Here is a 23,115-nt window from a genome sequence, read left to right as displayed (position 1 = left end):
CTTTATAGGCTTGTAGCTCAGGTGGTTAGAGCGCACCCCTGATAAGGGTGAGGTCGGTGGTTCAAGTCCACTCAGGCCTACCACTTCTTGTAAGTGGAAAAGGTACTGCACGTGACTGTATGGGGCTATAGCTCAGCTGGGAGAGCGCCTGCCTTGCACGCAGGAGGTCAGCGGTTCGATCCCGCTTAGCTCCACCATATAGTCCGGTATTGAATACTTCAGAGTATATTGGCGACAGTATGCTGCGAAGTATTTTGCTCTTTAACAATCTGGAACAAGCTGAAAATTGAAACATGACGGCTGAAATTTATCCCTCCGTAGATGTACTGGGATGAAGAGTAACCTGTCATAGAGTCTCTCAAATGTTTGCAGCGCGAACGATGGAAACATCTTCGGGTTGTGAGGTTAAGTGACTAAGCGTACACGGTGGATGCCTAGGCAGTCAGAGGCGATGAAGGGCGTGCTAATCTGCGAAAAGCGTCGGTAAGGTGATATGAACCGTTATAACCGGCGATACCCGAATGGGGAAACCCAGTGTGTTTCGACACACTATCATGTCATGAATACATAGTGGCATGAGGCGAACCGGGGGAACTGAAACATCTAAGTACCCCGAGGAAAAGAAATCAACCGAGATTCCCCCAGTAGCGGCGAGCGAACGGGGAGGAGCCCAGAACCTGAATCGGCTTGTGTGTTAGTGGAAGCGTCTGGAAAGTCGCGCAGCAAAGGGTGATAGCCCCGTACACTAAAATGCACAGGTCGTGAGTTCGATGAGTAGGGCGGGACACGTGACATCCTGTCTGAATATGGGGGGACCATCCTCCAAGGCTAAATACTCCTGACTGACCGATAGTGAACCAGTACCGTGAGGGAAAGGCGAAAAGAACCCCGGCGAGGGGAGTGAAATAGAACCTGAAACCGTGTACGTACAAGCAGTGGGAGCACCTTCGTGGTGTGACTGCGTACCTTTTGTATAATGGGTCAGCGACTTATATTTTGTAGCAAGGTTAACCGTATAGGGGAGCCGTAGGGAAACCGAGTCTTAACTGGGCGATTAGTTGCAAGGTATAGACCCGAAACCCGGTGATCTAGCCATGGGCAGGTTGAAGGTTGGGTAACACTAACTGGAGGACCGAACCGACTAATGTTGAAAAATTAGCGGATGACTTGTGGCTGGGGGTGAAAGGCCAATCAAACCGGGAGATAGCTGGTTCTCCCCGAAAGCTATTTAGGTAGCGCCTCGTGAACTCATCTTCGGGGGTAGAGCACTGTTTCGGCTAGGGGGCCATCCCGGCTTACCAAACCGATGCAAACTCCGAATACCGAAGAATGTTATCACGGGAGACACACGGCGGGTGCTAACGTCCGTCGTGAAGAGGGAAACAACCCAGACCGCCAGCTAAGGTCCCAAAGTCATGGTTAAGTGGGAAACGATGTGGGAAGGCATAGACAGCCAGGATGTTGGCTTAGAAGCAGCCATCATTTAAAGAAAGCGTAATAGCTCACTGGTCGAGTCGGCCTGCGCGGAAGATGTAACGGGGCTAAACCATGCACCGAAGCTGCGGCAGCGACGCTTAGCGTTGTTGGGTAGGGGAGCGTTCTGTAAGCCGTTGAAGGTGGCCTGTGAGGGTTGCTGGAGGTATCAGAAGTGCGAATGCTGACATAAGTAACGATAAAGCGGGTGAAAAGCCCGCTCGCCGGAAGACCAAGGGTTCCTGTCCAACGTTAATCGGGGCAGGGTGAGTCGACCCCTAAGGCGAGGCTGAAAAGCGTAGTCGATGGGAAACAGGTTAATATTCCTGTACTTGGTGTTACTGCGAAGGGGGGACGGAGAAGGCTAGGCTGGCCGGGCGACGGTTGTCCCGGTTTAAGCGTGTAGGGGGTGTGACCTGGTAAATCCGGTTGCATATCAACCCTGAGGCGTGATGACGATGCACTACGGTGCAGAAGTAGTTGATGCCCTGCTTCCAGGAAAATCCTCTAAGCTCCAGGTAACATTAAATCGTACCCCAAACCGACACAGGTGGTCAGGTAGAGAATACCAAGGCGCTTGAGAGAACTCGGGTGAAGGAACTAGGCAAAATGGTGCCGTAACTTCGGGAGAAGGCACGCTGGCATGTAGGTGAAGTCCCTTGCGGATGGAGCTGAAGCCAGTCGAAGATACCAGCTGGCTGCAACTGTTTAATAAAAACACAGCACTGTGCAAACACGAAAGTGGACGTATACGGTGTGACGCCTGCCCGGTGCTGGAAGGTTAATTGATGGGGTCAGCCGCAAGGCGAAGCTCTTGATCGAAGCCCCAGTAAACGGCGGCCGTAACTATAACGGTCCTAAGGTAGCGAAATTCCTTGTCGGGTAAGTTCCGACCTGCACGAATGGCGTAATGATGGCCAGGCTGTCTCCACCCGAGACTCAGTGAAATTGAACTCGCTGTGAAGATGCAGTGTACCCGCGGCAAGACGGAAAGACCCCGTGAACCTTTACTATAGCTTGACACTGAACATTGAGCCTTGATGTGTAGGATAGGTGGGAGGCTTTGAAGCGTGGACGCCAGTCTGCGTGGAGCCATCCTTGAAATACCACCCTTTAATGTTTGATGTTCTAACTCGGCCCCGTAATCCGGGGTGAGGACAGTGTCTGGTGGGTAGTTTGACTGGGGCGGTCTCCTCCCAAAGAGTAACGGAGGAGCACGAAGGTTAGCTAATCACGGTCGGACATCGTGAGGTTAGTGCAAAGGCATAAGCTAGCTTGACTGCGAGAGTGACGGCTCGAGCAGGTACGAAAGTAGGTCTTAGTGATCCGGTGGTTCTGAATGGAAGGGCCATCGCTCAACGGATAAAAGGTACTCCGGGGATAACAGGCTGATACCGCCCAAGAGTTCATATCGACGGCGGTGTTTGGCACCTCGATGTCGGCTCATCACATCCTGGGGCTGAAGTAGGTCCCAAGGGTATGGCTGTTCGCCATTTAAAGTGGTACGCGAGCTGGGTTTAGAACGTCGTGAGACAGTTCGGTCCCTATCTGCCGTGGGCGTTGGAAGATTGAGAGGGGTTGCTCCTAGTACGAGAGGACCGGAGTGAACGCACCACTGGTGTTCGGGTTGTCATGCCAATGGCATTGCCCGGTAGCTAAGTGCGGAAAAGATAAGCGCTGAAAGCATCTAAGCGCGAAACTTGCCTCAAGATGAGTCTTCCCTGGGCCTTTAAGGCCCCTGAAGGAACGTTTAAGACTAAGACGTTGATAGGCTGGGTGTGTAAGTGCAGCGATGCATTGAGCTAACCAGTACTAATGATCCGTGAGGCTTAACCTTACAACACCGAAGGTGTTTTTAGAGAGATTTTCAGCGACGTTCCAAGATTGGTTCTGATGGCTTCATGGAAGTGAGGCGGTTGGAATGAAACAGAATTTGCCCTGGCGGCAATAGCGCGGTGGTCCCACCTGACCCCATGCCGAACTCAGAAGTGAAACGCCGTAGCGCCGATGGTAGTGTGGGGTCTCCCCATGCGAGAGTAGGACACTGCCAAGCATCAAATAAAACAACAAGCCTCATGCGAAAGCATGGGGCTTTTTGTTTTGTCTGTTATCTGGCGTTCTGCTCGAGCATGGGCATGCGAAAGACCCGTCGGGAACGGGCCTTAACGCCGCTTGCGGCGGCCCCGCAGGGGAGAGTCTCAGGATGAGACGAATACTGTAGGACACTGCCAAGCATCAAATAAGCCAAGAGGCCATCCGAAAGGATGGCCTTTTTGCTTTCAGTACCTCTCATCCTCCCTGCCAAGATCCTGACGCAGCTCGCGCAATGAAACATTTTCACCTTTCCGCTGAACGCTCGACATCGACGGAAAAAAACGCTATCTTCGGGCATCTAGAAGTCTAAACGTATAAATGGATGTGTGAGGGTTAAGCAATGCCGATTCGTGTTCCTGATGAGTTACCTGCGGTCAATTTCTTGCGCGGTGAGAATGTCTTCGTGATGACATCCTCACGGGCAAAAACACAGGAAATCAGGCCGCTGAAAGTGCTGATCCTCAACCTGATGCCAAAGAAGATCGAAACGGAAAACCAGTTTCTGCGCCTGCTTTCCAACTCGCCGCTGCAGATTGATATCCAGCTGCTGCGTATCGATAGCCGCGAATCGAAGAACACCCCGGCCGAGCATCTGAACAACTTCTACTGCGACTTCGAGGATATCCAGAATGAGAACTTCGATGGCCTGATTGTCACCGGCGCGCCGCTGGGGCTGGTCGATTTCTGCGATGTTGCCTACTGGCCGCAGATCGAGCGTGTGATCGACTGGGCTAAGAACCACGTTACCTCCACGCTGTTCGTGTGCTGGGCGGTACAGGCGGCGTTGAATATCCTGTACGGCATTCCCAAGATGACGCGCGAAGTGAAGCTCTCCGGCGTTTATCCGCACCAAACGCTGCAGCAGCATGCGTTGCTGACGCGCGGCTTCGACGAAAGCTTCCTGGCGCCGCATTCGCGCTATGCCGATTTCCCGACCGAGGTGATTCGCCAATATACCGACCTGGACATCCTGGCCGAATCCGAGCAGGCCGGCGCCTACCTGTTCGCCAGCAGGGATAAGCGACTGGCGTTCGTCACCGGCCATCCGGAATACGATACAATGACGCTGGCGGGAGAGTATTGTCGCGACAACGAAGCTGGCCTCGATCCTGCCGTACCGCTCAACTACTTCCCCGATGACAACCCCGCACTGACACCGAAAGCCACCTGGCGCAGCCATGGCCACCTGCTGTTTTCCAATTGGCTCAATTATTACGTCTACCAGATCACGCCTTACGATCTGCGCCATATGAATCCGACTCTCGACTGATATTTTCTGCCTGCCGGCGGCTGAATCGAGGCCGCCGCACTGCTCACCCTCTGCACGATCTTCTTTTTACTCGTCAATTCTCCCAAAAAACCATTGCCTAACAACGCGTTAGTCCGTCTTTGCAATTCTATTGGAACCGATTTCCTTACCTGTTGACCGTGTTATTTATCCTAACCAATTGATAATAAAGTGTTAATAAAATATTTAATAATAAAATGGAAATGGTTTTTGATTTTTATTTTTTGTTTGGGTATTCTTAACGCTATCGGGATGAGATCTGACCAGTTTAGGATCGTTCCATCCGCCCTGATCCACAGTGATTTCTGATGAAAATGCGCCGGTCGCTCGGGCGCAACGATGGGAAGGAGCAAGGTCATGACGCAACAGATAGCAGGCACGGAGTTAAGGTTTACGCAGGGTTTCGCCGCTGCGGAGCGCCAGGTGTTAACGGATGAAGCGGTTGAATTTCTGGCGGAACTGGTGGGGAAATTCACGCCGCGTCGCAATGAGCTGTTGGCGGCGCGTGCCCGCTGGCAACAAAATATCGATCGCGGCGAATTGCCTGGGTTTATTTCGGAAACCAATTCCATTCGTGAAGGCAATTGGCAGATCCGCGGCATTCCGCAAGACCTGCGCGATCGCCGGGTAGAGATCACCGGACCGGTCGAGCGCAAGATGGTGATCAATGCGTTGAACGCCAACGTAAAAGTGTTTATGGCGGACTTCGAAGACTCGCTGGCGCCAAGCTGGGACAAAGTCATCGACGGTCAAATCAACCTGCACGATGCGGTTAACGGCACCATCTCCTACACCAATGAAGCCGGCAAGATCTACCAGCTGAAACCGAATCCGGCGGTGTTGATCGCTCGCGTGCGCGGCTTGCACCTGCCGGAGAAGCACGTACTGTGGCGTGATGAAGCCATCCCCGGCGGCCTGTTCGATTTCGCGCTGTACTTCTACCACAACTATCGCCAGCTGTTGGCCAAGGGCAGCGGCCCGTATTTCTACCTGCCGAAAACCCAGTCCTGGGAGGAAGCGGCCTGGTGGAGCGATGTCTTCAGCTTTACCGAGGATCGTTTCGATCTGCCGCGCGGCACCATCAAGGCGACCGTGCTGATCGAAACTCTGCCGGCGGTGTTCCAGATGGACGAGATCCTGTATCACCTGCGCGATCACATCGTCGGTCTGAACTGCGGCCGCTGGGATTACATCTTCAGCTACATCAAAACGCTGAAGAACCACGGCGATCGCGTGCTGCCGGATCGTCAGTCGGTGACCATGGAAAAACCTTTCCTCAGCGCCTATTCGCGCCTGTTGATCAAAACCTGTCATAAGCGCGGCGCGTTCGCCATGGGCGGCATGGCGGCGTTTATCCCGAGCAAAGACGCCGAGAAAAACGCCTGGGTGCTGAATAAGGTGCGAGCGGACAAAGAGCTGGAGGCCAACAATGGCCACGACGGCACCTGGGTGGCGCACCCGGGCTTGGCGGACACGGTGATGGAGGTGTTCGGCAACGCATTGGGCGATCGCCAGAACCAGCTGGACGTGCTGCGTGAGCAGGATGCGCCGATCAGCGCCGCCCAACTGCTGGAGCCGTGCGACGGCGAACGCACCGAAGCGGGGATGCGCGCCAATATCCGCGTGGCGGTGCAGTACATCGAAGCCTGGATCTCCGGCAATGGCTGCGTGCCGATTTACGGTTTGATGGAAGATGCGGCGACGGCGGAGATCTCCCGTACGTCTATCTGGCAGTGGATCCACCACGAGAAGAGCCTGAACGACGGGCGCCCGGTCACCAAGGCGCTGTTCCGCCAGATGTTGCAAGAAGAGATGTTGGTGGTGCGTGAAGAAGTAGGGGAAGCGCGCTTTAACGCCGGCCGGTTCGAAGAGGCGGCGCGCCTGATGGAGCGCATCACCACGCAAGATGAATTAATCGATTTCCTGACGTTGCCCGGCTATGAGCTGCTGGCCTGAACTTTCCCAATCAACCCTACATGACTGAAAGGATAAAAATTATGTCTACCTCTCGCTCTCAACAGATCCAGCAGCTGGAACAGGAATGGAAATCGGCCCGTTGGGAAGGCATCACTCGCCCTTACAGCGCCGAAGACGTGATCAATCTGCGCGGTTCGGTCAACCCGGAATGCACCCTGGCGCAAAACGGTGCCGCCAAACTGTGGGCGTTGCTGAACGGCAAGGCGCGCAAAGGCTACGTGAACTGCCTGGGCGCGCTGACCGGCGGCCAGGCGCTGCAGCAGGCCAAAGCCGGCGTCGAGGCTATCTACTTGTCCGGTTGGCAGGTGGCGGCCGACGCCAACAGCGCAGCGGCCATGTACCCTGACCAATCGCTGTATCCGGTGGACTCGGTGCCGAAGGTGGTCGAGCGCATCAACAACACCTTCCGCCGCGCCGATCAGATCCAATGGGCGAACCAGATTGAGCCGGGCAGCAAAGGGTACACCGATTATTTCCTGCCGATCGTCGCTGATGCGGAAGCCGGCTTCGGCGGCGTATTGAACGCCTTTGAGCTGATGAAAGCGATGATTACCGCCGGGGCCGCCGGGGTGCACTTCGAAGATCAGCTGGCGGCGGTGAAGAAATGCGGCCATATGGGCGGCAAAGTGCTGGTGCCGACGCAAGAAGCGATCCAGAAACTGGTCGCCGCGCGCCTGGCGGCCGACGTGCTCGGCGTGCCGACGCTGGTGATCGCCCGTACCGACGCCGATGCGGCCGACCTGCTGACCTCTGACTGCGATCCGTATGACAGCGCCTTCGTCACCGGCGAGCGTACGGCGGAAGGCTTCTTCCGTACCCATGCCGGCGTCGAGCAGGCGATCAGCCGCGGTCTGGCTTATGCCCCTTACGCCGATATGGTGTGGTGCGAAACCTCAACGCCGGATCTGGATGCCGCCCAGCGCTTCGCCGACGCCATCCACGCCAAATACCCAGGCAAGCTGCTGGCCTACAACTGCTCGCCGTCGTTCAACTGGAAGAAGAACCTCGACGACCAGACCATCGCTCGCTTCCAACAGGCGCTGTCGGACATGGGCTACAAGTATCAGTTCATCACGCTGGCGGGCATCCACAGCATGTGGTTCAACATGTTCGACCTGGCGCACGCCTATGCGCAGGGCGAAGGGATGAAACACTACGTTGAGAAGGTGCAGCAGGCGGAGTTCGCCGCGGTGGAGCGCGGTTACACCTTCGCGTCGCACCAGCAAGAGGTGGGCACCGGCTACTTCGACAAGGTCACCACCATCATTCAGGGCGGCGCCTCTTCGGTCACTGCGCTGACCGGTTCGACGGAAGAACAGCAGTTCTGATGCGGCAAGCTTGAAGACGTTTCACCCGGAGCCTGCATGCGCAGGCTTCTTTTTCTGGCGGGGGTAAGGATGGCGGCAAAACTGGAGTTGTTGATCGCACAGACGATCCTGCAGGGCTTCGATGCGCAGTACGGCCGCTTTCTGGAAGTGACCGCCGGCGCGCAGCAGCGCTTTGAGCAGGCGGACTGGCCGGCGGTGCAGCAGGCGATGAAAAAGCGCATCCATCTGTACGACCATCACGTTGGTCTGGTGGTGGAGCAGCTTAAATGCATCACCGGGCAGAAATATTTCGACGCCGACTTCCCCAGCCGGGTCAAAGCGGTCTATATCGACCTGCTGCCGGACTACCCGCGATTTGAGATCGCCGAAAGCTTCTTCAACTCGGTCTATTGCCGGTTGTTCAAGCATCGCGATCTGACGCCGGACAAGCTGTTCGTCTTCAGTTCGCAGCCGGAACGGCGTTTTCGCGACATTCCACGTCCGCTGGCGCGCGATTTTACCCCCAATGGCGATCTGCCGGCGATGTTGCGCAGCGTATTGAGCGATCTGCCGCTGCGGTTGCCGTGGGAGGATCTGACACGCGACATTCGCTACATCACTCAGGCGCTGCAACGCGCCTTCAGCCCACAGCAACTGACGGGGGCGACCTTCCAGATCGCCAACGAGCTGTTCTATCGCAACAAGGCCGCCTGGCTGGTCGGCAAGTTGCGCTTGGCCGACGGCGTTTACCCGTTCCTGTTGCCGATTCACCACAGCGAATCGGGCGCGCTGTTTATCGACGCCTGCCTGACCGGCAAGGCCGAGGCCAGCATCGTCTTCGGTTTCGCCCGCTCTTATTTCATGGTCTACGCACCGCTGCCGGCGGCGATGGTGGAGTGGCTGCGCGAGATCCTGCCGGGCAAGACCACCGCCGAGCTGTACATGGCGATCGGCTGCCAAAAACACGGCAAAACCGAATGCTATCGCGAATACCTGACCTTTATGGCGCACTCACAGGAACAGTTCATCATCGCGCCGGGCGTGAAAGGCATGGTGATGCTGGTGTTCACCCTGCCGTCCTTCGATCGGGTGTTTAAAGTGATCAAGGATGAGTTCGCCCCGCAGAAAGAGGTGACGCAGGCGCAGGTGATGGCTTGCTATCAGCTGGTGAAAGAGCACGATCGCGTCGGGCGCATGGCGGATACCCAGGAGTACGAAAATTTCGTCGTCGACAAGGCGCGTCTCAGCCCTGAGCTATTGGCGGAGCTGCGGCGTGAAGTGCCGGGCAAGCTGGAAGATCTCGGCGATCGCATCGTGATCAAACATCTGTATATGGAACGGCGCATGACGCCGCTGAACCTGTATCTGGAGCAGGCCAACGACCAGCAAATGCGCGATGCGATTGAAGAGTACGGCAATGCGATCAAGCAGTTGGCCGCCGCCAATATTTTCCCCGGCGATATGCTGTTCAAGAACTTCGGCGTGACGCGCCACGGGCGTGTGGTGTTCTACGACTACGACGAGATTTGCTACATGACCGAGGTCAACTTCCGCGACATTCCACCGCCGCGTTATCCGGAGGACGAGCTGGCCAGCGAGCCGTGGTACAGCATCGCGCCCAACGATGTGTTCCCGGAAGAGTTCCGCCACTTCCTGTGCGGCGATCGGCGCATTCGGCAGGTGTTTGAAGAGTTGCACAGCGATCTGTTTACCGCGGAGTATTGGCGCGGGTTGCAGCAGCGCATCCGCGAGGGGCATGTGGAAGACGTGTTCGCTTATCGCAAGAAGCAGCGGTTCAGCCAGCGCAGCGGGGCGGCGCTGCCGGCCGCCACCGCTGCGATGTAAATCAGGCCTGGGCGCCCGCGACGGCGGCGCGCGCCAGTTCGGTAATGCGCGCGTAGTCGCCGCTTTCGAGCGCGTCCGCCGGCACCAGCCAGGAGCCGCCGATGCACAGCACGCTTTTCAGCGCCAGATAATCGCGGTAATTGTTCGGCGTAATGCCGCCGGTCGGGCAAAAGCGCACCTGCGGGAACGGGCCACCGATCGCCTGCAGCGCCTTCACGCCGCCGTTGGCTTCCGCCGGGAAGAATTTGAATTCGCGCAGGCCGTAATCCATGCCCTGCATCAGTTCAGATACGGTGCTGATGCCCGGGATCAACGGGATTGACCCCGCCGTCGCCGCCTGCAGCAAAGCGTCGGTCAGCCCCGGGCTGATGGCGAACTGCGCCCCGGCCTCGGTCACCTCCCGCAGCTGCTGGGATTGATCACGGTACCGGCGCCGATGATCGCTTCCGGCACCTCTTGGGCGATGGCGCGAATGGCGTCCATGGCGCAGGCGGTGCGCAGCGTCACCTCCAGCACCCGCACGCCGCCGGCGACCAGCGCTTTCGCCAGCGGCACCGCATGTTCCAGCTTGTTGATCACGATGACCGGCACTACCGGCCCCGCCGTCAGGATCTGCTCGGCGCTTGTTGTCCACTTGTTCATGCTGACGTTCTCCTCTGTGGCCGCCGCCAGGCGGCGATGCGGCCAGGCTATCGATTAAAATTTGATGCAGCAGGCGCCCTGCTCGGCGCCTGACAGCTGGCTGCGCAGCGCGCCGAACAGCTCGCGGCCGCAGCCGATGTGTTCGGCGCTCAGATCGGGTTGGCAAGGCGTGCGCCGCGCCAACTCGTCGGCGTCGACCAGCACCTGCAGCTCGCCGCTGCGGCCGTTGACGCGGATCGGATCGCCGTCGCGCACTTTCGCCAGCAGGCCGCCGGTATAGGCTTCCGGGGTGACGTGAATGGCGGAAGGCACCTTGCCGGAGGCGCCGGACAGGCGGCCGTCGGTCACCAGCGCCACTTTGAAGCCGCGATCCATCAACACGCCCAGCGGCGGCATCAGCTTGTGCAGCTCCGGCATGCCGTTGGCCTGCGGCCCCTGGAAGCGCACCACCACCACGCAATCGCGATCCAGCTTGCCGGCTTCGAACGCCGGCACAATATCGTGCTGGCTGTCGAACACCACCGCCGGCGCTTCGATGATCTGGTTATCGGCGGGCACCGCCGAGGTTTTCATCACCGCGCGGCCCAGATTGCCGGCCATCACTTTGGTGCCGCCGTGATGTTCGAACGGCTGGGCCACGCTGGCGATCACGCTGGCGTCGAGCGAGCCGGCCACGCCTTCGCGCCATACCAATTGGCCGTTGTCCAGCCACGGTTCCTGGGTGTAGCGGCGCAGGCCGAAACCGGCCACGGTGTGCACGTCTTCGTGCAGCAGGCCGTGTTGCAGCAGTTCGCGCACCACCAGCGGCACGCCGCCGGCGGCCTGGAATTGGTTGATGTCGGCCGGGCCGTTCGGGTAGATGCGGCACAGCAGCGGCACCGCCTCCGACAGCTCCGAGAAATCGTCCCAGGTGATGATGATGCCCGCCGCCCGCGCCATCGCCACCAGATGCATGGTCAGGTTGGTGGAGCCGCCGGTGGCCAGCAGCGAGACGATGCCGTTCACCACCACTTTCTCGTCCACCAGGCGGCCGATCGGCAGGTAGTTGCCGGCGGTATCGGTCAGTCGGGTCACCTGGCGCGCGGCGGCGTCGTTCAGCGCGTCGCGCAGCGGCGTGTCCGGATGGACGAAGGAGGCGCCCGGCAGATGCAGACCCATCACCTCCATCACCATCTGGTTGGTGTTGGCGGTGCCGTAGAAGGTGCAGGTGCCGATGCCGTGATAAGAGGCCGCCTCGGCCTCCAGCAGCGCCAAGCGGTCGGCCTTGCCCTCGGCGTACAGCTGGCGCACGCGCACTTTTTCCTTGTTCGGCAGGCCGCTGCTCATCGGGCCGGCCGGCACGAACAGCGCGGGCAGGTGGCCGAAGGAGAGGGCGGCCATCACCAGCCCCGGCACGATCTTGTCGCAGATGCCGAGGAACAGCGCGCCGTCGAACATATTGTGCGACAGGCCGACGGCGGCCGACATGGCGATCACGTCGCGGCTCATCAGCGACAGCTCCATGCCGTCCTGCCCCTGCGTCACCCCGTCGCACATCGCCGGCACGCCTCCAGCCACCTGGCCCACGGCGCCGACCGCCTTCAGCGCCTGCTTCAGCCGCTGCGGGTAGTGTTCGTACGGCTGGTGGGCCGACAGCATGTCATTGTAAGCGGTGATGATGGCGATATCGCTGCGCACCATGTTTTTCAGCGACGCCTTGTCATCGGGCTGACAGGCGGCGAAGCCGTGGGCCAGGTTGCCGCAGGCGAGCTGCGCGCGGTGGACGGTTTGGGAGCGGGCCGCCTCGATACGCGCCAGATAGGCGGCGCGGCTGGCCTGGGAACGGTCGATGATGCGCTGTGTGACACGGGACAAGGTTGGATTAATCATGCCTTCCTCACATTGCTGTTGTTATAGTCGCCGCCTGTGGCGGTGCCCCCGGGGGTGATTTGCAGCCCTGGTGTGCAAGGCCGGGGGCGATTTAGGATTTAAAACATCGTGAATGCAATCATACCGATGGCGCCGCCGACGCTGCCCAGAATGGTTTCCATCACCGTCCAGGTTTTCAGCGTTTGCAGTTCGTTGGCGCCGGTGAATTTGCCGAACAGCCAGAAGCCGGCGTCGTTGACGTGGCTCAGCACGATGGAGCCGCCGGCGATGCAGATGGCCAGCGCGGCCAGTTGCCCGCCGTTCAGACCGAGCTGACTGGTGACCGGCAGCACCAGACCGACGGTGGTCAGGCAGGCGACGGTGGCCGAGCCCTGAATCACCCGCACCATGGCGGACAGCGCGAAGGCGGCCACGGCGATCGGCAGGCCGGCGCCGATCATGGCGTCACCCAGCGCCGGCCCGACGCCGGAATCCACCAGGATCTGCTTGAACACCCCGCCGGCGCCGGTCATCAGCAGGATGATCCCGGCCGGCTGCACCGCAGCGGAACAGATGGCCAGGGTCTGTTCGTTGCTCATGCCGCGCGGTTTCGCCAGACCGTAAATCACGATCAGGCAGGCCAGCAGGATGGCGGTGAACGGGTGGCCGATAAACTCCAGCCACTGCTGCAGCTGCGAGCCGGGGGGGACCAGCCGCGCGCCGATGGTTTTCATGCCGACCAGCACCAGCGGGCACAGCACCAGCGCCAGGCTGAAGCCGAACGACGGCAGATTGCCCTTGGTCAGCGTCGGCTCATTCTCTTCCGGCGGCATCGGCCAGTTGACGAAACGGCTGATAAAGCTGCCGTACAGCGGGCCGGCGATCAGCATGCCGATCACCGCCGCCACCAGGCCGATGGCGATCATCCAGCCGAAATCGGCCTTCATCTGCGACGCCAGCAGCATCGGCACCGGCCCCGGCAGCAGGAAGGAGGCGGCGGCGGCCACGCCGGCGAACAGCGGGATCGCCAGCTTGACGATATTGCCGTCGGTGCGGCGCGCCACGGCGAACACGATGCCGATCAGCAGCACCACCGCCACGTCGAAGAACAGCGGCAGTGCGCAGATCAGCCCGGCGATGCCGAGCGCGTAGTGCGCCTTGCTTTGTCCGAATCGTTTCAGCAATTGCGCCGCAATTTGATCGAGCGCGCCGACCTCATGCAGGATCTTGCCGAACATCGCCCCGAGCGCCACCACGATCGCCAGGAAGCCCAGCGTGTCGCCCATGCCTTTTTGCATGGTGTCGGCGATGTGTTCCAGCGGCATGCCGGAGAAAATGCCGGCGGCGATGGACACCAGCATCAGCGCGACGAAGGCGTGCATGCGCGCCTTCATCACCAGGAATAACAGCAGTAAAACCGAGCCGACTGCGGTACCGACCAGCGTTACGGTACTCACGCGCACACGTCCTGCGGCAGGAAGCTCTGGATATGGCGCACGGTATCGGCGATCACCGCGTCCAGCGGCTGATTGATGTCGATCGCCATCACGTCGTTCTCGTCGGCGCCCGGTTGCTCCAGCGCGGCGAACTGGGTGACCAGCATCTGCGGCTTGAAGAAGTGGCCGTTGCGCGCCGCCAGGCGGGATTCGATCACCGGGAACTCACCGTGCAGATAGATGAATGACAGGTTGCCGTTGCCGGCGCGCAGGCGGTCGCGATACTGCTTTTTCAACGCCGAGCAGACGATGATCGACACGTTGTTGGTGCGCTGCATGGCGAAGGCGGCGTCGTTGAGCGCGGCTAGCCACGGCGCGCGATCGTCGTCGTTCAACGCTTCGCCGGCGGCCATCTTCAGGATGTTGCTGCGCGGGTGCAGGAAGTCGCCGTCGAGGAAGCCGGCGGAGAGTTGGCGGGCCGCGGCGGCGGCGACGGCGGACTTGCCGCTGCCGGAAACGCCCATAACGACGTAAATGCGATTTTGATTGTTGGTCATGGCTTGGCTCCAAAACACCGGGTGACGTTACCTTCGTTCAGTTTGATTGTTACCGGTAACATGTTATCGGTAACATTGTCGAAGGAAGTTTGAGCGGTTGCAATGGGCTTTCGCCGTGAGGATCGTTAACTGTGATCGGCTTCAAGCTTTTTTCCTGTGCGCTAAACAGGATGCCGACAGCCTGTTACATGCTGACAACAGAGCATGGCAGGGGAGCAGGGGCGCACTGGGGCGCCCCTCGGATGAGCAGGATTAGCGCACGCCGCCGTAGGCCAGGCTGATCTCTTTCGCCGCGTGGATCACCAGCGCGCCCAGCTCGATCACGCGATCGTCGGTGATGCGCGACACCGGGCCGGAGATGGAAATGGCGGCGAAGGCTTCGCGGTGCTCGTCGAAGATGCAGGCCGCCACGCAGCGCAGGCCGAGCGCGTGCTCTTCGTCGTCAAAGGAGAAGCCCTGTTTGCGGATCTGCGCCAGCCCCTCTTTCAGGTTGTGCGGCGTCAGGGTATGCGGCGTGTAGGTGTGCATGCCTTTCTTGTGCAGCAGTTTGGTCACCTGATCGTCCGGCAGGGTGGCGAGGAACGCTTTGCCGGCGCCGGAGGCGTGCATCGGCAGTTTGCCGCCGATCGGCGCCGACATGCGCATCAGCGCCGTGCACTGCACCTGATCGATGATGATCGCCTGGTACTCGCTGGTATCCAGCACCGCCAGGTTGACGGTTTCGCCGGACTCCTCCATCAGGCGGCGCAGCGTTGGATGCACCATCGCCAGCAGGTTGCGGCTTTGCAGGAAGCTGCTGCCGACCACAAAGGCGTGCGAGCCGATGGTCCACAGGCCGAGATCGCCGACCTGGCGCACGAATCCCTGCTGCTGCATGGTGGTGAGCAGGCGGTGAGTGGTGGAGTTCGGCAGGCCGGCCTGCTGGGCCAGATCGGTCAGCGCCACGTTGCCCTGGGCTTCCGAAATGTATTCCAACAGTTTCAGGCCACGGGTCAACGATTGTACCTGACCGGTCGCCGCACTGGCGGCGGGGGCTGCTGCGCGGGGCTTCTTGCCGCGCTTGGCGGGAGCAGGGGTGGCCATGGGTGAGATTCCTTTTTCCGTATGATGGAATTCATTTTCGTTTTTTGTCGATGAATTGCAAGCCGCCGTCAGCTCATCGGAGGTGTTGGCGCACAACCTGAAAAACTCTCAATTGTCGCCTGGCCCTTTGTCCTTACAAGCTGTGCTAGGATGACTCGTTGGTTTTTGCGGCAGTTGAGCAATGGGCTGGATGGCAATGGAAGGGGTTACAGTGACGAATCGAGTAGAACAACTGCGCCGCCAGTTAGCGCAGCGCATTTTGGTGTTGGACGGCGGCATGGGCACCATGATCCAGAGCTACCGTCTGGATGAGCGCGATTTCCGCGGTGAGCGTTTCGCCGACTGGCGCAGCGATCTGAAAGGCAACAACGATCTGCTGGTGCTGACCAAGCCGGAAGTGATCACCGCCATTCATTACGCCTATCTCGAGGCGGGCGCCGATATCCTTGAGACCAATACCTTCAACTCCACCTCCATCGCCATGGCCGACTACCATATGGAGTCGCTGTCCGCCGAGATTAACTATCAGGCCGCCTGCCTGGCGCGCGCCTGCGCCGACGAATGGACGGCGCGCACGCCGGAAAAACCGCGCTACGTCGCCGGGGTGTTGGGGCCGACCAACCGCACCGCGTCCATCTCGCCGAACGTCAACGATCCGGCGTTCCGCAACATCTCGTTCGATGAACTGGTGGCGGCTTACCGCGAATCGACCCGCGCGCTGGTGGAAGGCGGCGTCGATCTGATCATGATCGAAACCATCTTCGACACCCTCAACGCCAAGGCCGCCGCTTTTGCGGTGGAAACCGAATTCGAAGCGCTGGGGGTGGAACTGCCGATCATGATTTCCGGCACCATCACCGACGCTTCCGGCCGCACCCTGTCCGGCCAGACCACCGAAGCGTTTTACAATTCGCTGCGCCACGTCAAGCCGCTGACCTTCGGCCTGAACTGCGCCCTGGGGCCGGATGAGCTGCGTCAGTACGTCGCGGAGCTGGCGCGCATCTCGGAGACCTACGTCACCGCACACCCGAACGCCGGTTTGCCGAACGCCTTCGGCGAGTACGATCTGGATGCGGCCGAGATGGCGCGCCAGGTCGGGGAGTGGGCGCAGGCCGGCTTTCTCAATATTATCGGCGGCTGCTGCGGCACCACGCCGGAACATATCGCCGCGATGGCCAAGGCGGTCGAGGGCGTGCCGCCGCGCCGGCTGCCGGATATCCCGGTCGCCTGCCGCCTGGCCGGTCTGGAGCCGTTGACCATCGACGCCAACACCCTGTTCGTCAACGTCGGCGAGCGCACCAACGTCACCGGTTCGGCGCGTTTCAAACGCTTGATCAAAGAAGAGAAATACAACGAGGCGCTCGACGTGGCGCGTCAGCAGGTCGAGAACGGCGCGCAGATCATCGACATCAACATGGATGAGGGGATGCTCGACGCCGAAGCGGCGATGGTGCGCTTCCTCAACCTGATCGCCGGCGAGCCGGATATCGCCCGGGTGCCGATCATGATCGACTCCTCCAAGTGGTCCGTTATCGAGAAAGGCCTGAAGTGCATTCAGGGCAAGGGTATCGTCAACTCGATCTCGATGAAGGAGGGCGAAGAGGCCTTTATCCACCACGCCAGGCTGGTGCGCCGCTATGGCGCCGCGGTGGTGGTGATGGCGTTCGACGAAGTGGGCCAGGCGGACACCCGCGAGCGCAAGTTCGAGATCTGTCGCCGCGCCTATAAAATTTTGACCGAACGCGTCGGTTTCCCGCCGGAAGACATCATTTTCGACCCGAACATCTTCGCCGTCGCCACCGGCATCGACGAGCACAACAACTACGCCGTCGACTTTATCGAAGCCTGCGCCGACATCAAAACCCACCTGCCGCACGCGATGATCTCCGGCGGGGTGTCCAACGTGTCGTTCTCGTTCCGCGGCAACGATCCGGTGCGTGAAGCGATCCACGCGGTATTCCTGTATCACGCCATTCGCAACGGCATGGACATGGGCATCGTCAACGCCGGGCAGCTGGCGATTTACGACGATCTGCCTGGCGAGCTGCGCGAGGCGGTAGAAGACGTGATCCTCAACCGTCGCGAGGACGGCACCGAACGCTTGCTGGAACTGGCGGAAAAGTACCGCGGCAGCAAAGACGGCGAAGCGGCGGTGCAGCAGGCGGAATGGCGCGGCTGGCCGGTGGAGAAGCGGCTGGAATACTCGCTGGTGAAGGGCATCACCGAGTTTATCGAACTGGACACCGAAGAAGCGCGGCAGCAGGCCGAACGTCCGATCGAAGTGATCGAAGGGCCGCTGATGGCCGGGATGAACGTGGTCGGCGATCTGTTCGGCGAGGGCAAGATGTTCCTGCCGCAGGTGGTGAAATCCGCCCGCGTGATGAAGCAAGCGGTGGCCTACCTGGAACCGTACATCGAGGCCAGCAAGCAGCAGGGCACCTCCGCGGGCAAAATCCTGTTGGCGACGGTGAAAGGCGACGTGCACGACATCGGCAAGAACATCGTCGGCGTGGTGCTGCAGTGCAACAACTATGAAATCGTCGATCTTGGCGTGATGGTGCCGACGGAGAAAATCCTGCGCACCGCGCGCGAGGAGAATGTCGACATCATCGGCCTGTCGGGGCTGATCACGCCGTCGCTCGACGAGATGGTCAACGTGGCCAAAGAGATGGAGCGCCAGGGCTTTACGCTGCCGCTGCTGATCGGCGGCGCCACCACCTCCAAGGCGCACACCGCGGTGAAAATCGAGCAGAACTACAGCGGCCCGACCACCTACGTGCAAAACGCCTCGCGCACCGTGGGCGTGGTGTCGGCGCTGCTGTCCGCCACCCAGCGCGACGAGTTCGTGGCGCGCACCCGCAAAGAGTATGAAACGGTGCGCATTCAACACGCGCGCAAAAAGCCGCGCACGCCGCCGGTCGATTTGCACAAGGCGCGCGCCAACGCCATGGCGCTGAACTGGGCCGACTATCAGCCGCCGGCGCCGCGGCAGCTTGGCGTGTTTCCGGTGTCGGCCGGCATCGAGACGCTGCGCCACTATATCGACTGGACGCCGTTCTTCATGACCTGGTCGCTGGCGGGCAAATACCCACGCATCCTCGAGGATGAGGTGGTGGGGGAAGAGGCCAAGCGCCTGTTCCATGACGCCAATCAGATGCTGGATCGGTTGGCCGCCGAGCGCAGCCTCAACCCGCGCGGCGTTTACGGCCTGTTCCCGGCCAACCGCGTCGGCGACGACGTGGAGGTATACCGCGACGAACGGCGTGACGAGGTGCTGGCGGTGAGTCGCCACCTGCGGCAACAGACGGAAAAAACCGACTTCCCGAACTACTGCCTGGCGGACTTTGTGGCGCCGAAAAGCAGCGGCAAAGCCGACTACTTCGGCGCCTTCGCGGTGACCGGCGGGCTGGAGGAAGACGCGCTGGCGGCGGCGTACGACGCGCAGCACGACGATTACAACAAAATCATGGTCAAGGCGCTGGCGGATCGTTTGGCGGAGGCTTTTGCCGAATACCTGCACGAACAGGTGCGCAAGCTGCACTGGGGCTATGCCGCCGACGAGAGCCTGAGCAACGAGGAGCTGATCCGGGAAAACTATCAGGGCATCCGGCCGGCGCCGGGCTACCCGGCCTGCCCGGAGCACACCGAAAAAGCGACCATCTGGCAGCTGTTGGACGTCAACCGCCACACCGGTATGGAACTGACGGAGTCCTTCGCCATGTGGCCGGGGGCGGCGGTATCCGGCTGGTACTTCAGCCACCCCGAGAGCAAGTACTTCGCGGTGGCGCAGATCCAGCGCGATCAGGTGGAAGACTACGCGGCGCGTAAAGGGATGAGCGTGAGCGAGGTCGAGCGCTGGCTGGCGCCAAACCTCGGCTACGACGCCGACTGACTTTCCTCTTTAAGGGCGCAGCGATGCGCCCTTGTCATTTACAGCGCTTCCACATCGATGTGTAGCGCGTCGTACCGCCAATACTCCAGGTCGCAATCGATCACCCTGTCGTGCTGATCGCGATTCACCCGCGTAATGAACAGCGCCGGGCTGCCGTAGGTCACTTTCAGCATGGCGGCGGCCTGCTGCGGCAGCAGGGTGGGCAGCATGTCGAAACGCACCCGGCCGTAGTGAATGCCGTAGCGCGCGGCGTACAGCGCGGTCAGCGACTGGGTGAGATCTTCGTCCAGAATGCCGGGGAAATAGGCCGGATTGAGATAGTGCTCGCAGTACAGCACCGCGCGTCCGTCGATGTAGCGCAGTCGGCGAATGCGATAGGCCTGCGCGCCGGGAGGCAGCGCCAGGCGGCCGGCGAGCGGCGCGTCGAGCGTGACGACCGCGCTGTCGATCGCTTCAGTATGCGCGGCGCGCCCCTGCTGCTGCGCCATGGCGTGAAAATGGCTGCGCTGCAGCGGGTTGTAGATCAAACGTGGCGGCGAGATGAACCAGCCGCGCCGCACCTGGCGGTAGATGACGCCCTGCGCCTCCAGCTGGCCGAGCGCCTCCTGCAAGGTAATGCGGGTGGTGGCGAATTGCTCGCTCAGGGCGCGTTCGGAGGGCAGCTTGCCGTCCACGGCGAACTCGCCGGCGGTGATGCGGGCGCTCAGCGTTTGGCAGATGGTGGCGACGGTCGTCGGTGCTTCACTCATACAGCGGGTGTCCCGTTTCAGTGCGTTTGGCCTTCCTTAAGGTAGACCAGCGTCGCGTTTTCGCCGTTGCAATGGGTGATAAAACTGTCGCTTTTTTAAGCTGACATATAATTATCACATTCGTCCGTTAGATTGGTTTGGTCCTTGCTGGACTAGTCCAGCCATCCCCACACTACCACCTGGAGCATCAGTTATGAAACGTTTGTGCGCTTCTGTGTTAACCAGTGCCATCGTGTTATCCAGCCAGATGAGCTGGGCCGCGGATACCGATCTGGCGGCGCTGGAGCAGGCCGCGAAGAAAGAAGGCGAAGTCAACAGCGTCGGCATGCCGGACAGCTGGGCCAACTGGAAAGGCACCTGGCAAGATCTGTTGAGCAAGTACGGCCTGAAGCATGTCGATACCGACATGAGCTCCGCGCAGGAGATCGCCAAATTCGATGCGGAAAAGAACAACGCCACGGCGGACATCGGTGACGTCGGCGCGGCCTTCGGCCCGGTGGCGGTACAGAAGGGTGTAACGCAGCCGTACAAACCGTCTACCTGGGATCAGGTGCCGGAGTGGGCGAAAGACAAAGACGGCCACTGGGCGCTGGCTTACACCGGCACCATCGCCTTCATCATCAACAAGCAGCAGGTGAAAGACATCCCGCACAGCTGGGCCGATCTGCTCAAGGGCAGCTATCAGGTCACCATCGGCGACGTCGGTACCGCGTCGCAGGCGGCCAGCGGCGTGCTGGCGGCCACCTACGCCATGGGCGGCAACGAGAAAAACCTCAAGCCGGGCCTGGAATTCTTCGGCAAGCTGGCCAAGGCCGGCCGCCTGAGCCTGAGTAACCCGGTGATCGCATCACTGGAGAAAGGGGAAGTGCAGGTTGGCGTGGTGTGGGACTTCAACGGCCTGAACTACCGCGATCAGATCGACAAAACCCGTTTTGAAGTGCTGATCCCGTCGGACGGCTCGATCACCTCCGGCTACACCACCATCATCAATAAATACGCCAAGCACCCGAACGCCGCCAAGCTGGCGCGTGAATACATCTTCTCCGACGCCGGCCAGATCAACCTGGCGCGCGGCTATGCCCGCCCGATCCGCGCCGAACATCTGACGCTGCCGGACGACGTCAAGGCCAAGCTGCTGCCGGCCGAGCAGTACAAGAATGCGCACCCGATCGCCGATCCAGCGGCCTGGGAACAGAGCGCCAAAGCGCTGCCGCGTCTGTGGCAGGAAAACGTCATTATGTTTATGCAGCAGTGAGTTAACGCACCATGAAAACGATCCTCGTGCTGCTGGACGGCCTCAACTACCGGGTGGCGCACGACGCCATGGGGTATCTGCAGGCCGAATGCGCGGCGGGACGCGGGCGGTTGTACCTGCTGGAGAGCGAGTTGCCCTCGCTCTCCCGGCCGCTGTATGAATGCATCCTCACCGGCGTCACGCCGGTGGAGAGCGGCGTGGTGCACAACCACGTCTCGCGCCTTTCTCATCAACAAAGCGTGTTTCATTACGCGCGCGCCGCCGGGCTGACCACCGCCGCCGCCGCGTATCATTGGTTCAGCGAATTGTATAACCGTACGCCGTTCGACGCCGCGCGCGACCGCCACACCGACGCTCCCGAGCTGCCGATTCAGCACGGCCATTTCTATTACGACGACGGCTATCCCGACAGCCATCTGTTCGACGACGCCGAAAGCCTGCGCCAGCGTCATCAGCCGGATTTTCTGCTGATCCACCCGATGAACATCGACGACGCCGGGCACCGCTTCGGCCTCTCTTCGCCGCAGTACCGCAACGCGGCGCGCCGCGCCGACGGCTCGCTGTCGCGCTACCTGCCCGAGTGGCTGGCGGCCGGTTATCAGGTGCTGGTTACCGCCGACCACGGCATGAACGACGATCGCAGCCACGGCGGGGTGTTGCCGGAAGAGCGCCAGGTGCCGCTGTTCGTGTTCGGCGCGGGCTTCAGCCTGGACGACGCCGATCCGCAGCAAACCGAGCTGTGCGGCACGATCTGCGATCTGTTGCAGGCGCCGCACGACAAGCCGCGCTGTCGGGCGCTGCTGGCGCAGGATGCGCGATGAACAGCAAAACCAAATGGATCGCCGCGCTGTGCCTGCTGCCGTTTATCGTGCTGTTCGGCGCGTTTCAGATCGCCCCGCTGGTGTGGATCGCGGTTCACAGCTTTTTCAGCGAGAGCAGCGGCTGGGGATGGGGCAACTATGTCGATATCCTCACGTCGCCGTTCTACCTGCAGGCCTTTCAGTTCTCGCTGGAAATCTCGCTGTGGTCGAGCGTCTACGGCTTGCTGATTGCATTAGTGGGCAGTTACTCACTTCGCCAGCTCGGCCAGACCCGCTTTCATGACTTCGTGATGTCGTTCACCAACATGACCAGCAACTTCGCCGGGGTGCCGCTGGCGTTCGCCTTCGTCATTCTGTTGGGGTTGAACGGCTGCCTGACGCTGCTGCTGCGCAAATACGGTTTGATGGAGAGCTTCAACCTCTATTCCAAGAGCGGCCTGATCGTGCTGTATACCTACTTCCAGATCCCGTTGGGCGTGCTGTTGCTGTATCCGGCGTTCGATGCGCTGCGCGCCGATTGGCGCGAGTCGGCGGCGCTGCTCGGCGCCGGCCCCTGGCGCTACTGGCGGCATATCGGCCTGCCGGTGTTGGCGCCGGCGCTGATGGGCACCTTCGTCATCCTGCTGGCCAACGCGCTGGGCGCCTACGCCACGGTGTACGCGCTGACCACCGGCAACTTCAACGTGATCCCGATCCGCATCTCAGCGCTGGTGGCGGGGGACATCTCCCTCGATCCGAACCTGGCCAGCGCGCTGGCGATGCTGCTGGTGGCGATGATGGCGTTTATCACGGTGATCCACCAATGGATGCTGCGCAGGAGTTACCTCAATGCGCGCTCATAATCGGAT

General features: G+C 60.5%; 13 protein-coding genes, 2 tRNA genes, 2 rRNA genes and 1 pseudogene. 12 read left to right on the top strand and 6 right to left on the bottom strand.

The window, feature by feature from the left end:
• Nucleotides 1–6 precede the first annotated feature (6 nt).
• The 8 genes from SERRSCBI_RS21570 (at nt 7) to aceK (ending at nt 9,984) form a co-directional block, all read left to right on the top strand.
• Nucleotides 7–83, top strand: a tRNA-Ile gene (locus SERRSCBI_RS21570).
• A gap of 38 nt (nt 84–121) precedes the next feature.
• A tRNA-Ala gene (locus SERRSCBI_RS21565) sits at nt 122–197 on the top strand.
• Between the two features lie 206 nt (nt 198–403).
• Nucleotides 404–3,310: ribosomal RNA gene (locus SERRSCBI_RS21560) — 23S ribosomal RNA — on the top strand.
• A gap of 100 nt (nt 3,311–3,410) precedes the next feature.
• A 5S ribosomal RNA gene (rrf, locus tag SERRSCBI_RS21555) occupies nt 3,411–3,526 on the top strand.
• A 381-nt stretch (nt 3,527–3,907) separates the two neighbouring features.
• Nucleotides 3,908–4,837: a homoserine O-succinyltransferase gene (gene metA, locus SERRSCBI_RS21545; protein WP_033644374.1), complete on the top strand. Its 930-nt coding sequence runs from the start codon at nt 3,908–3,910 to the stop codon at nt 4,835–4,837.
• Between the two features lie 375 nt (nt 4,838–5,212).
• Complete coding sequence (gene aceB, locus SERRSCBI_RS21540; RefSeq protein WP_042785479.1) at nt 5,213–6,811, top strand: malate synthase A; 1,599 nt, start codon at nt 5,213–5,215, stop codon at nt 6,809–6,811.
• A 41-nt stretch (nt 6,812–6,852) separates the two neighbouring features.
• The gene (gene aceA, locus SERRSCBI_RS21535; RefSeq protein ID WP_033639246.1) at nt 6,853–8,160 is read left to right on the top strand and encodes an isocitrate lyase; all 1,308 of its coding nucleotides are present in this window, start codon (nt 6,853–6,855) and stop codon (nt 8,158–8,160) included.
• Nucleotides 8,161–8,229: 69 nt separating this feature from the next.
• Nucleotides 8,230–9,984, top strand: a complete 1,755-nt coding sequence (gene aceK / locus SERRSCBI_RS21530; protein WP_033651196.1) for a bifunctional isocitrate dehydrogenase kinase/phosphatase — start codon at nt 8,230–8,232, stop codon at nt 9,982–9,984.
• Between the two features lies 1 nt (nt 9,985).
• Here the strand turns inward: aceK and SERRSCBI_RS21525 are convergent.
• The 5 genes and pseudogenes from SERRSCBI_RS21525 to iclR all read right to left on the bottom strand — a co-directional run bounded on the left by SERRSCBI_RS21525 (nt 9,986) and on the right by iclR (nt 15,550).
• A pseudogene (locus SERRSCBI_RS21525) lies at nt 9,986–10,626 on the bottom strand (bifunctional 4-hydroxy-2-oxoglutarate aldolase/2-dehydro-3-deoxy-phosphogluconate aldolase).
• Nucleotides 10,627–10,680: 54 nt separating this feature from the next.
• Nucleotides 10,681–12,495 carry a phosphogluconate dehydratase gene (gene edd / locus SERRSCBI_RS21520; RefSeq protein WP_015379254.1) on the bottom strand — a complete coding sequence of 605 codons (1,815 nt, stop codon included), beginning with the start codon at nt 12,493–12,495 and terminating at the stop codon, nt 10,681–10,683.
• 98 nt (nt 12,496–12,593) lie between these two features.
• Nucleotides 12,594–13,931 carry a gluconate transporter gene (gene gntU / locus SERRSCBI_RS21515; RefSeq protein WP_042785806.1) on the bottom strand — a complete coding sequence of 446 codons (1,338 nt, stop codon included), beginning with the start codon at nt 13,929–13,931 and terminating at the stop codon, nt 12,594–12,596.
• The gene (gntK, locus tag SERRSCBI_RS21510; protein WP_004936645.1) at nt 13,928–14,467 is read right to left on the bottom strand and encodes a gluconokinase; all 540 of its coding nucleotides are present in this window, start codon (nt 14,465–14,467) and stop codon (nt 13,928–13,930) included. The genes gntU and gntK overlap by 4 nt, the downstream gene beginning before the upstream one ends.
• A 252-nt stretch (nt 14,468–14,719) precedes the next feature.
• On the bottom strand, nt 14,720–15,550 hold the full coding sequence (iclR, locus tag SERRSCBI_RS21505) for a glyoxylate bypass operon transcriptional repressor IclR (protein ID WP_004936648.1): 831 nt from the start codon (nt 15,548–15,550) through the stop codon (nt 14,720–14,722).
• A gap of 196 nt (nt 15,551–15,746) precedes the next feature.
• Here iclR and metH point away from each other — a divergent pair, with 196 nt between their 5' ends.
• A complete protein-coding gene (gene metH / locus SERRSCBI_RS21500) occupies nt 15,747–19,442 on the top strand; it encodes a methionine synthase (protein WP_156965115.1) in 3,696 nt (1,231 codons plus the stop codon).
• 38 nt (nt 19,443–19,480) lie between these two features.
• On the opposite strand, the gene SERRSCBI_RS21495 is transcribed toward metH, so the two are convergent.
• Nucleotides 19,481–20,191 carry a UTRA domain-containing protein gene (locus tag SERRSCBI_RS21495; protein ID WP_042785476.1) on the bottom strand — a complete coding sequence of 237 codons (711 nt, stop codon included), beginning with the start codon at nt 20,189–20,191 and terminating at the stop codon, nt 19,481–19,483.
• Between the two features lie 193 nt (nt 20,192–20,384).
• Here SERRSCBI_RS21495 and SERRSCBI_RS21490 point away from each other — a divergent pair, with 193 nt between their 5' ends.
• Genes SERRSCBI_RS21490 through SERRSCBI_RS21480 form a run of 3 tightly spaced genes read left to right on the top strand, consistent with a single transcriptional unit; the run spans nt 20,385 to nt 23,109 of the window.
• Nucleotides 20,385–21,446 carry an ABC transporter substrate-binding protein gene (locus tag SERRSCBI_RS21490; protein WP_033631954.1) on the top strand — a complete coding sequence of 354 codons (1,062 nt, stop codon included), beginning with the start codon at nt 20,385–20,387 and terminating at the stop codon, nt 21,444–21,446.
• 11 nt (nt 21,447–21,457) lie between these two features.
• Nucleotides 21,458–22,267 carry an alkaline phosphatase family protein gene (locus SERRSCBI_RS21485; protein WP_016930299.1) on the top strand — a complete coding sequence of 270 codons (810 nt, stop codon included), beginning with the start codon at nt 21,458–21,460 and terminating at the stop codon, nt 22,265–22,267.
• Nucleotides 22,264–23,109 carry an ABC transporter permease subunit gene (locus SERRSCBI_RS21480; protein WP_033651199.1) on the top strand — a complete coding sequence of 282 codons (846 nt, stop codon included), beginning with the start codon at nt 22,264–22,266 and terminating at the stop codon, nt 23,107–23,109. The genes SERRSCBI_RS21485 and SERRSCBI_RS21480 overlap by 4 nt, the downstream gene beginning before the upstream one ends.
• Nucleotides 23,110–23,115 lie beyond the last annotated feature (6 nt).

The organism is Serratia sp. SCBI (assembly GCF_000747565.1).
GTDB classification, from domain to species: Bacteria; Pseudomonadota; Gammaproteobacteria; order Enterobacterales; family Enterobacteriaceae; genus Serratia; species Serratia ureilytica.
This window is presented reverse-complemented; position numbering and strand designations above follow the sequence as displayed.

Coding starts and splice junctions, on each gene's coding strand:
- edd (WP_015379254.1), bottom strand. CDS start 12,495: ATGATTAATCCAACCTTGTCCCGTGTCACACAGCGCATCATCGACCGT.
- SERRSCBI_RS21495 (WP_042785476.1), bottom strand. CDS start 20,191: ATGAGTGAAGCACCGACGACCGTCGCCACCATCTGCCAAACGCTGAGC.
- metH (WP_156965115.1), top strand. CDS start 15,747: ATGGAAGGGGTTACAGTGACGAATCGAGTAGAACAACTGCGCCGCCAG.
- aceB (WP_042785479.1), top strand. CDS start 5,213: ATGACGCAACAGATAGCAGGCACGGAGTTAAGGTTTACGCAGGGTTTC.
- SERRSCBI_RS21485 (WP_016930299.1), top strand. CDS start 21,458: ATGAAAACGATCCTCGTGCTGCTGGACGGCCTCAACTACCGGGTGGCG.
- SERRSCBI_RS21490 (WP_033631954.1), top strand. CDS start 20,385: ATGAAACGTTTGTGCGCTTCTGTGTTAACCAGTGCCATCGTGTTATCC.
- iclR (WP_004936648.1), bottom strand. CDS start 15,550: ATGGCCACCCCTGCTCCCGCCAAGCGCGGCAAGAAGCCCCGCGCAGCA.
- metA (WP_033644374.1), top strand. CDS start 3,908: ATGCCGATTCGTGTTCCTGATGAGTTACCTGCGGTCAATTTCTTGCGC.
- aceA (WP_033639246.1), top strand. CDS start 6,853: ATGTCTACCTCTCGCTCTCAACAGATCCAGCAGCTGGAACAGGAATGG.
- gntK (WP_004936645.1), bottom strand. CDS start 14,467: ATGACCAACAATCAAAATCGCATTTACGTCGTTATGGGCGTTTCCGGC.
- aceK (WP_033651196.1), top strand. CDS start 8,230: ATGGCGGCAAAACTGGAGTTGTTGATCGCACAGACGATCCTGCAGGGC.
- SERRSCBI_RS21480 (WP_033651199.1), top strand. CDS start 22,264: ATGAACAGCAAAACCAAATGGATCGCCGCGCTGTGCCTGCTGCCGTTT.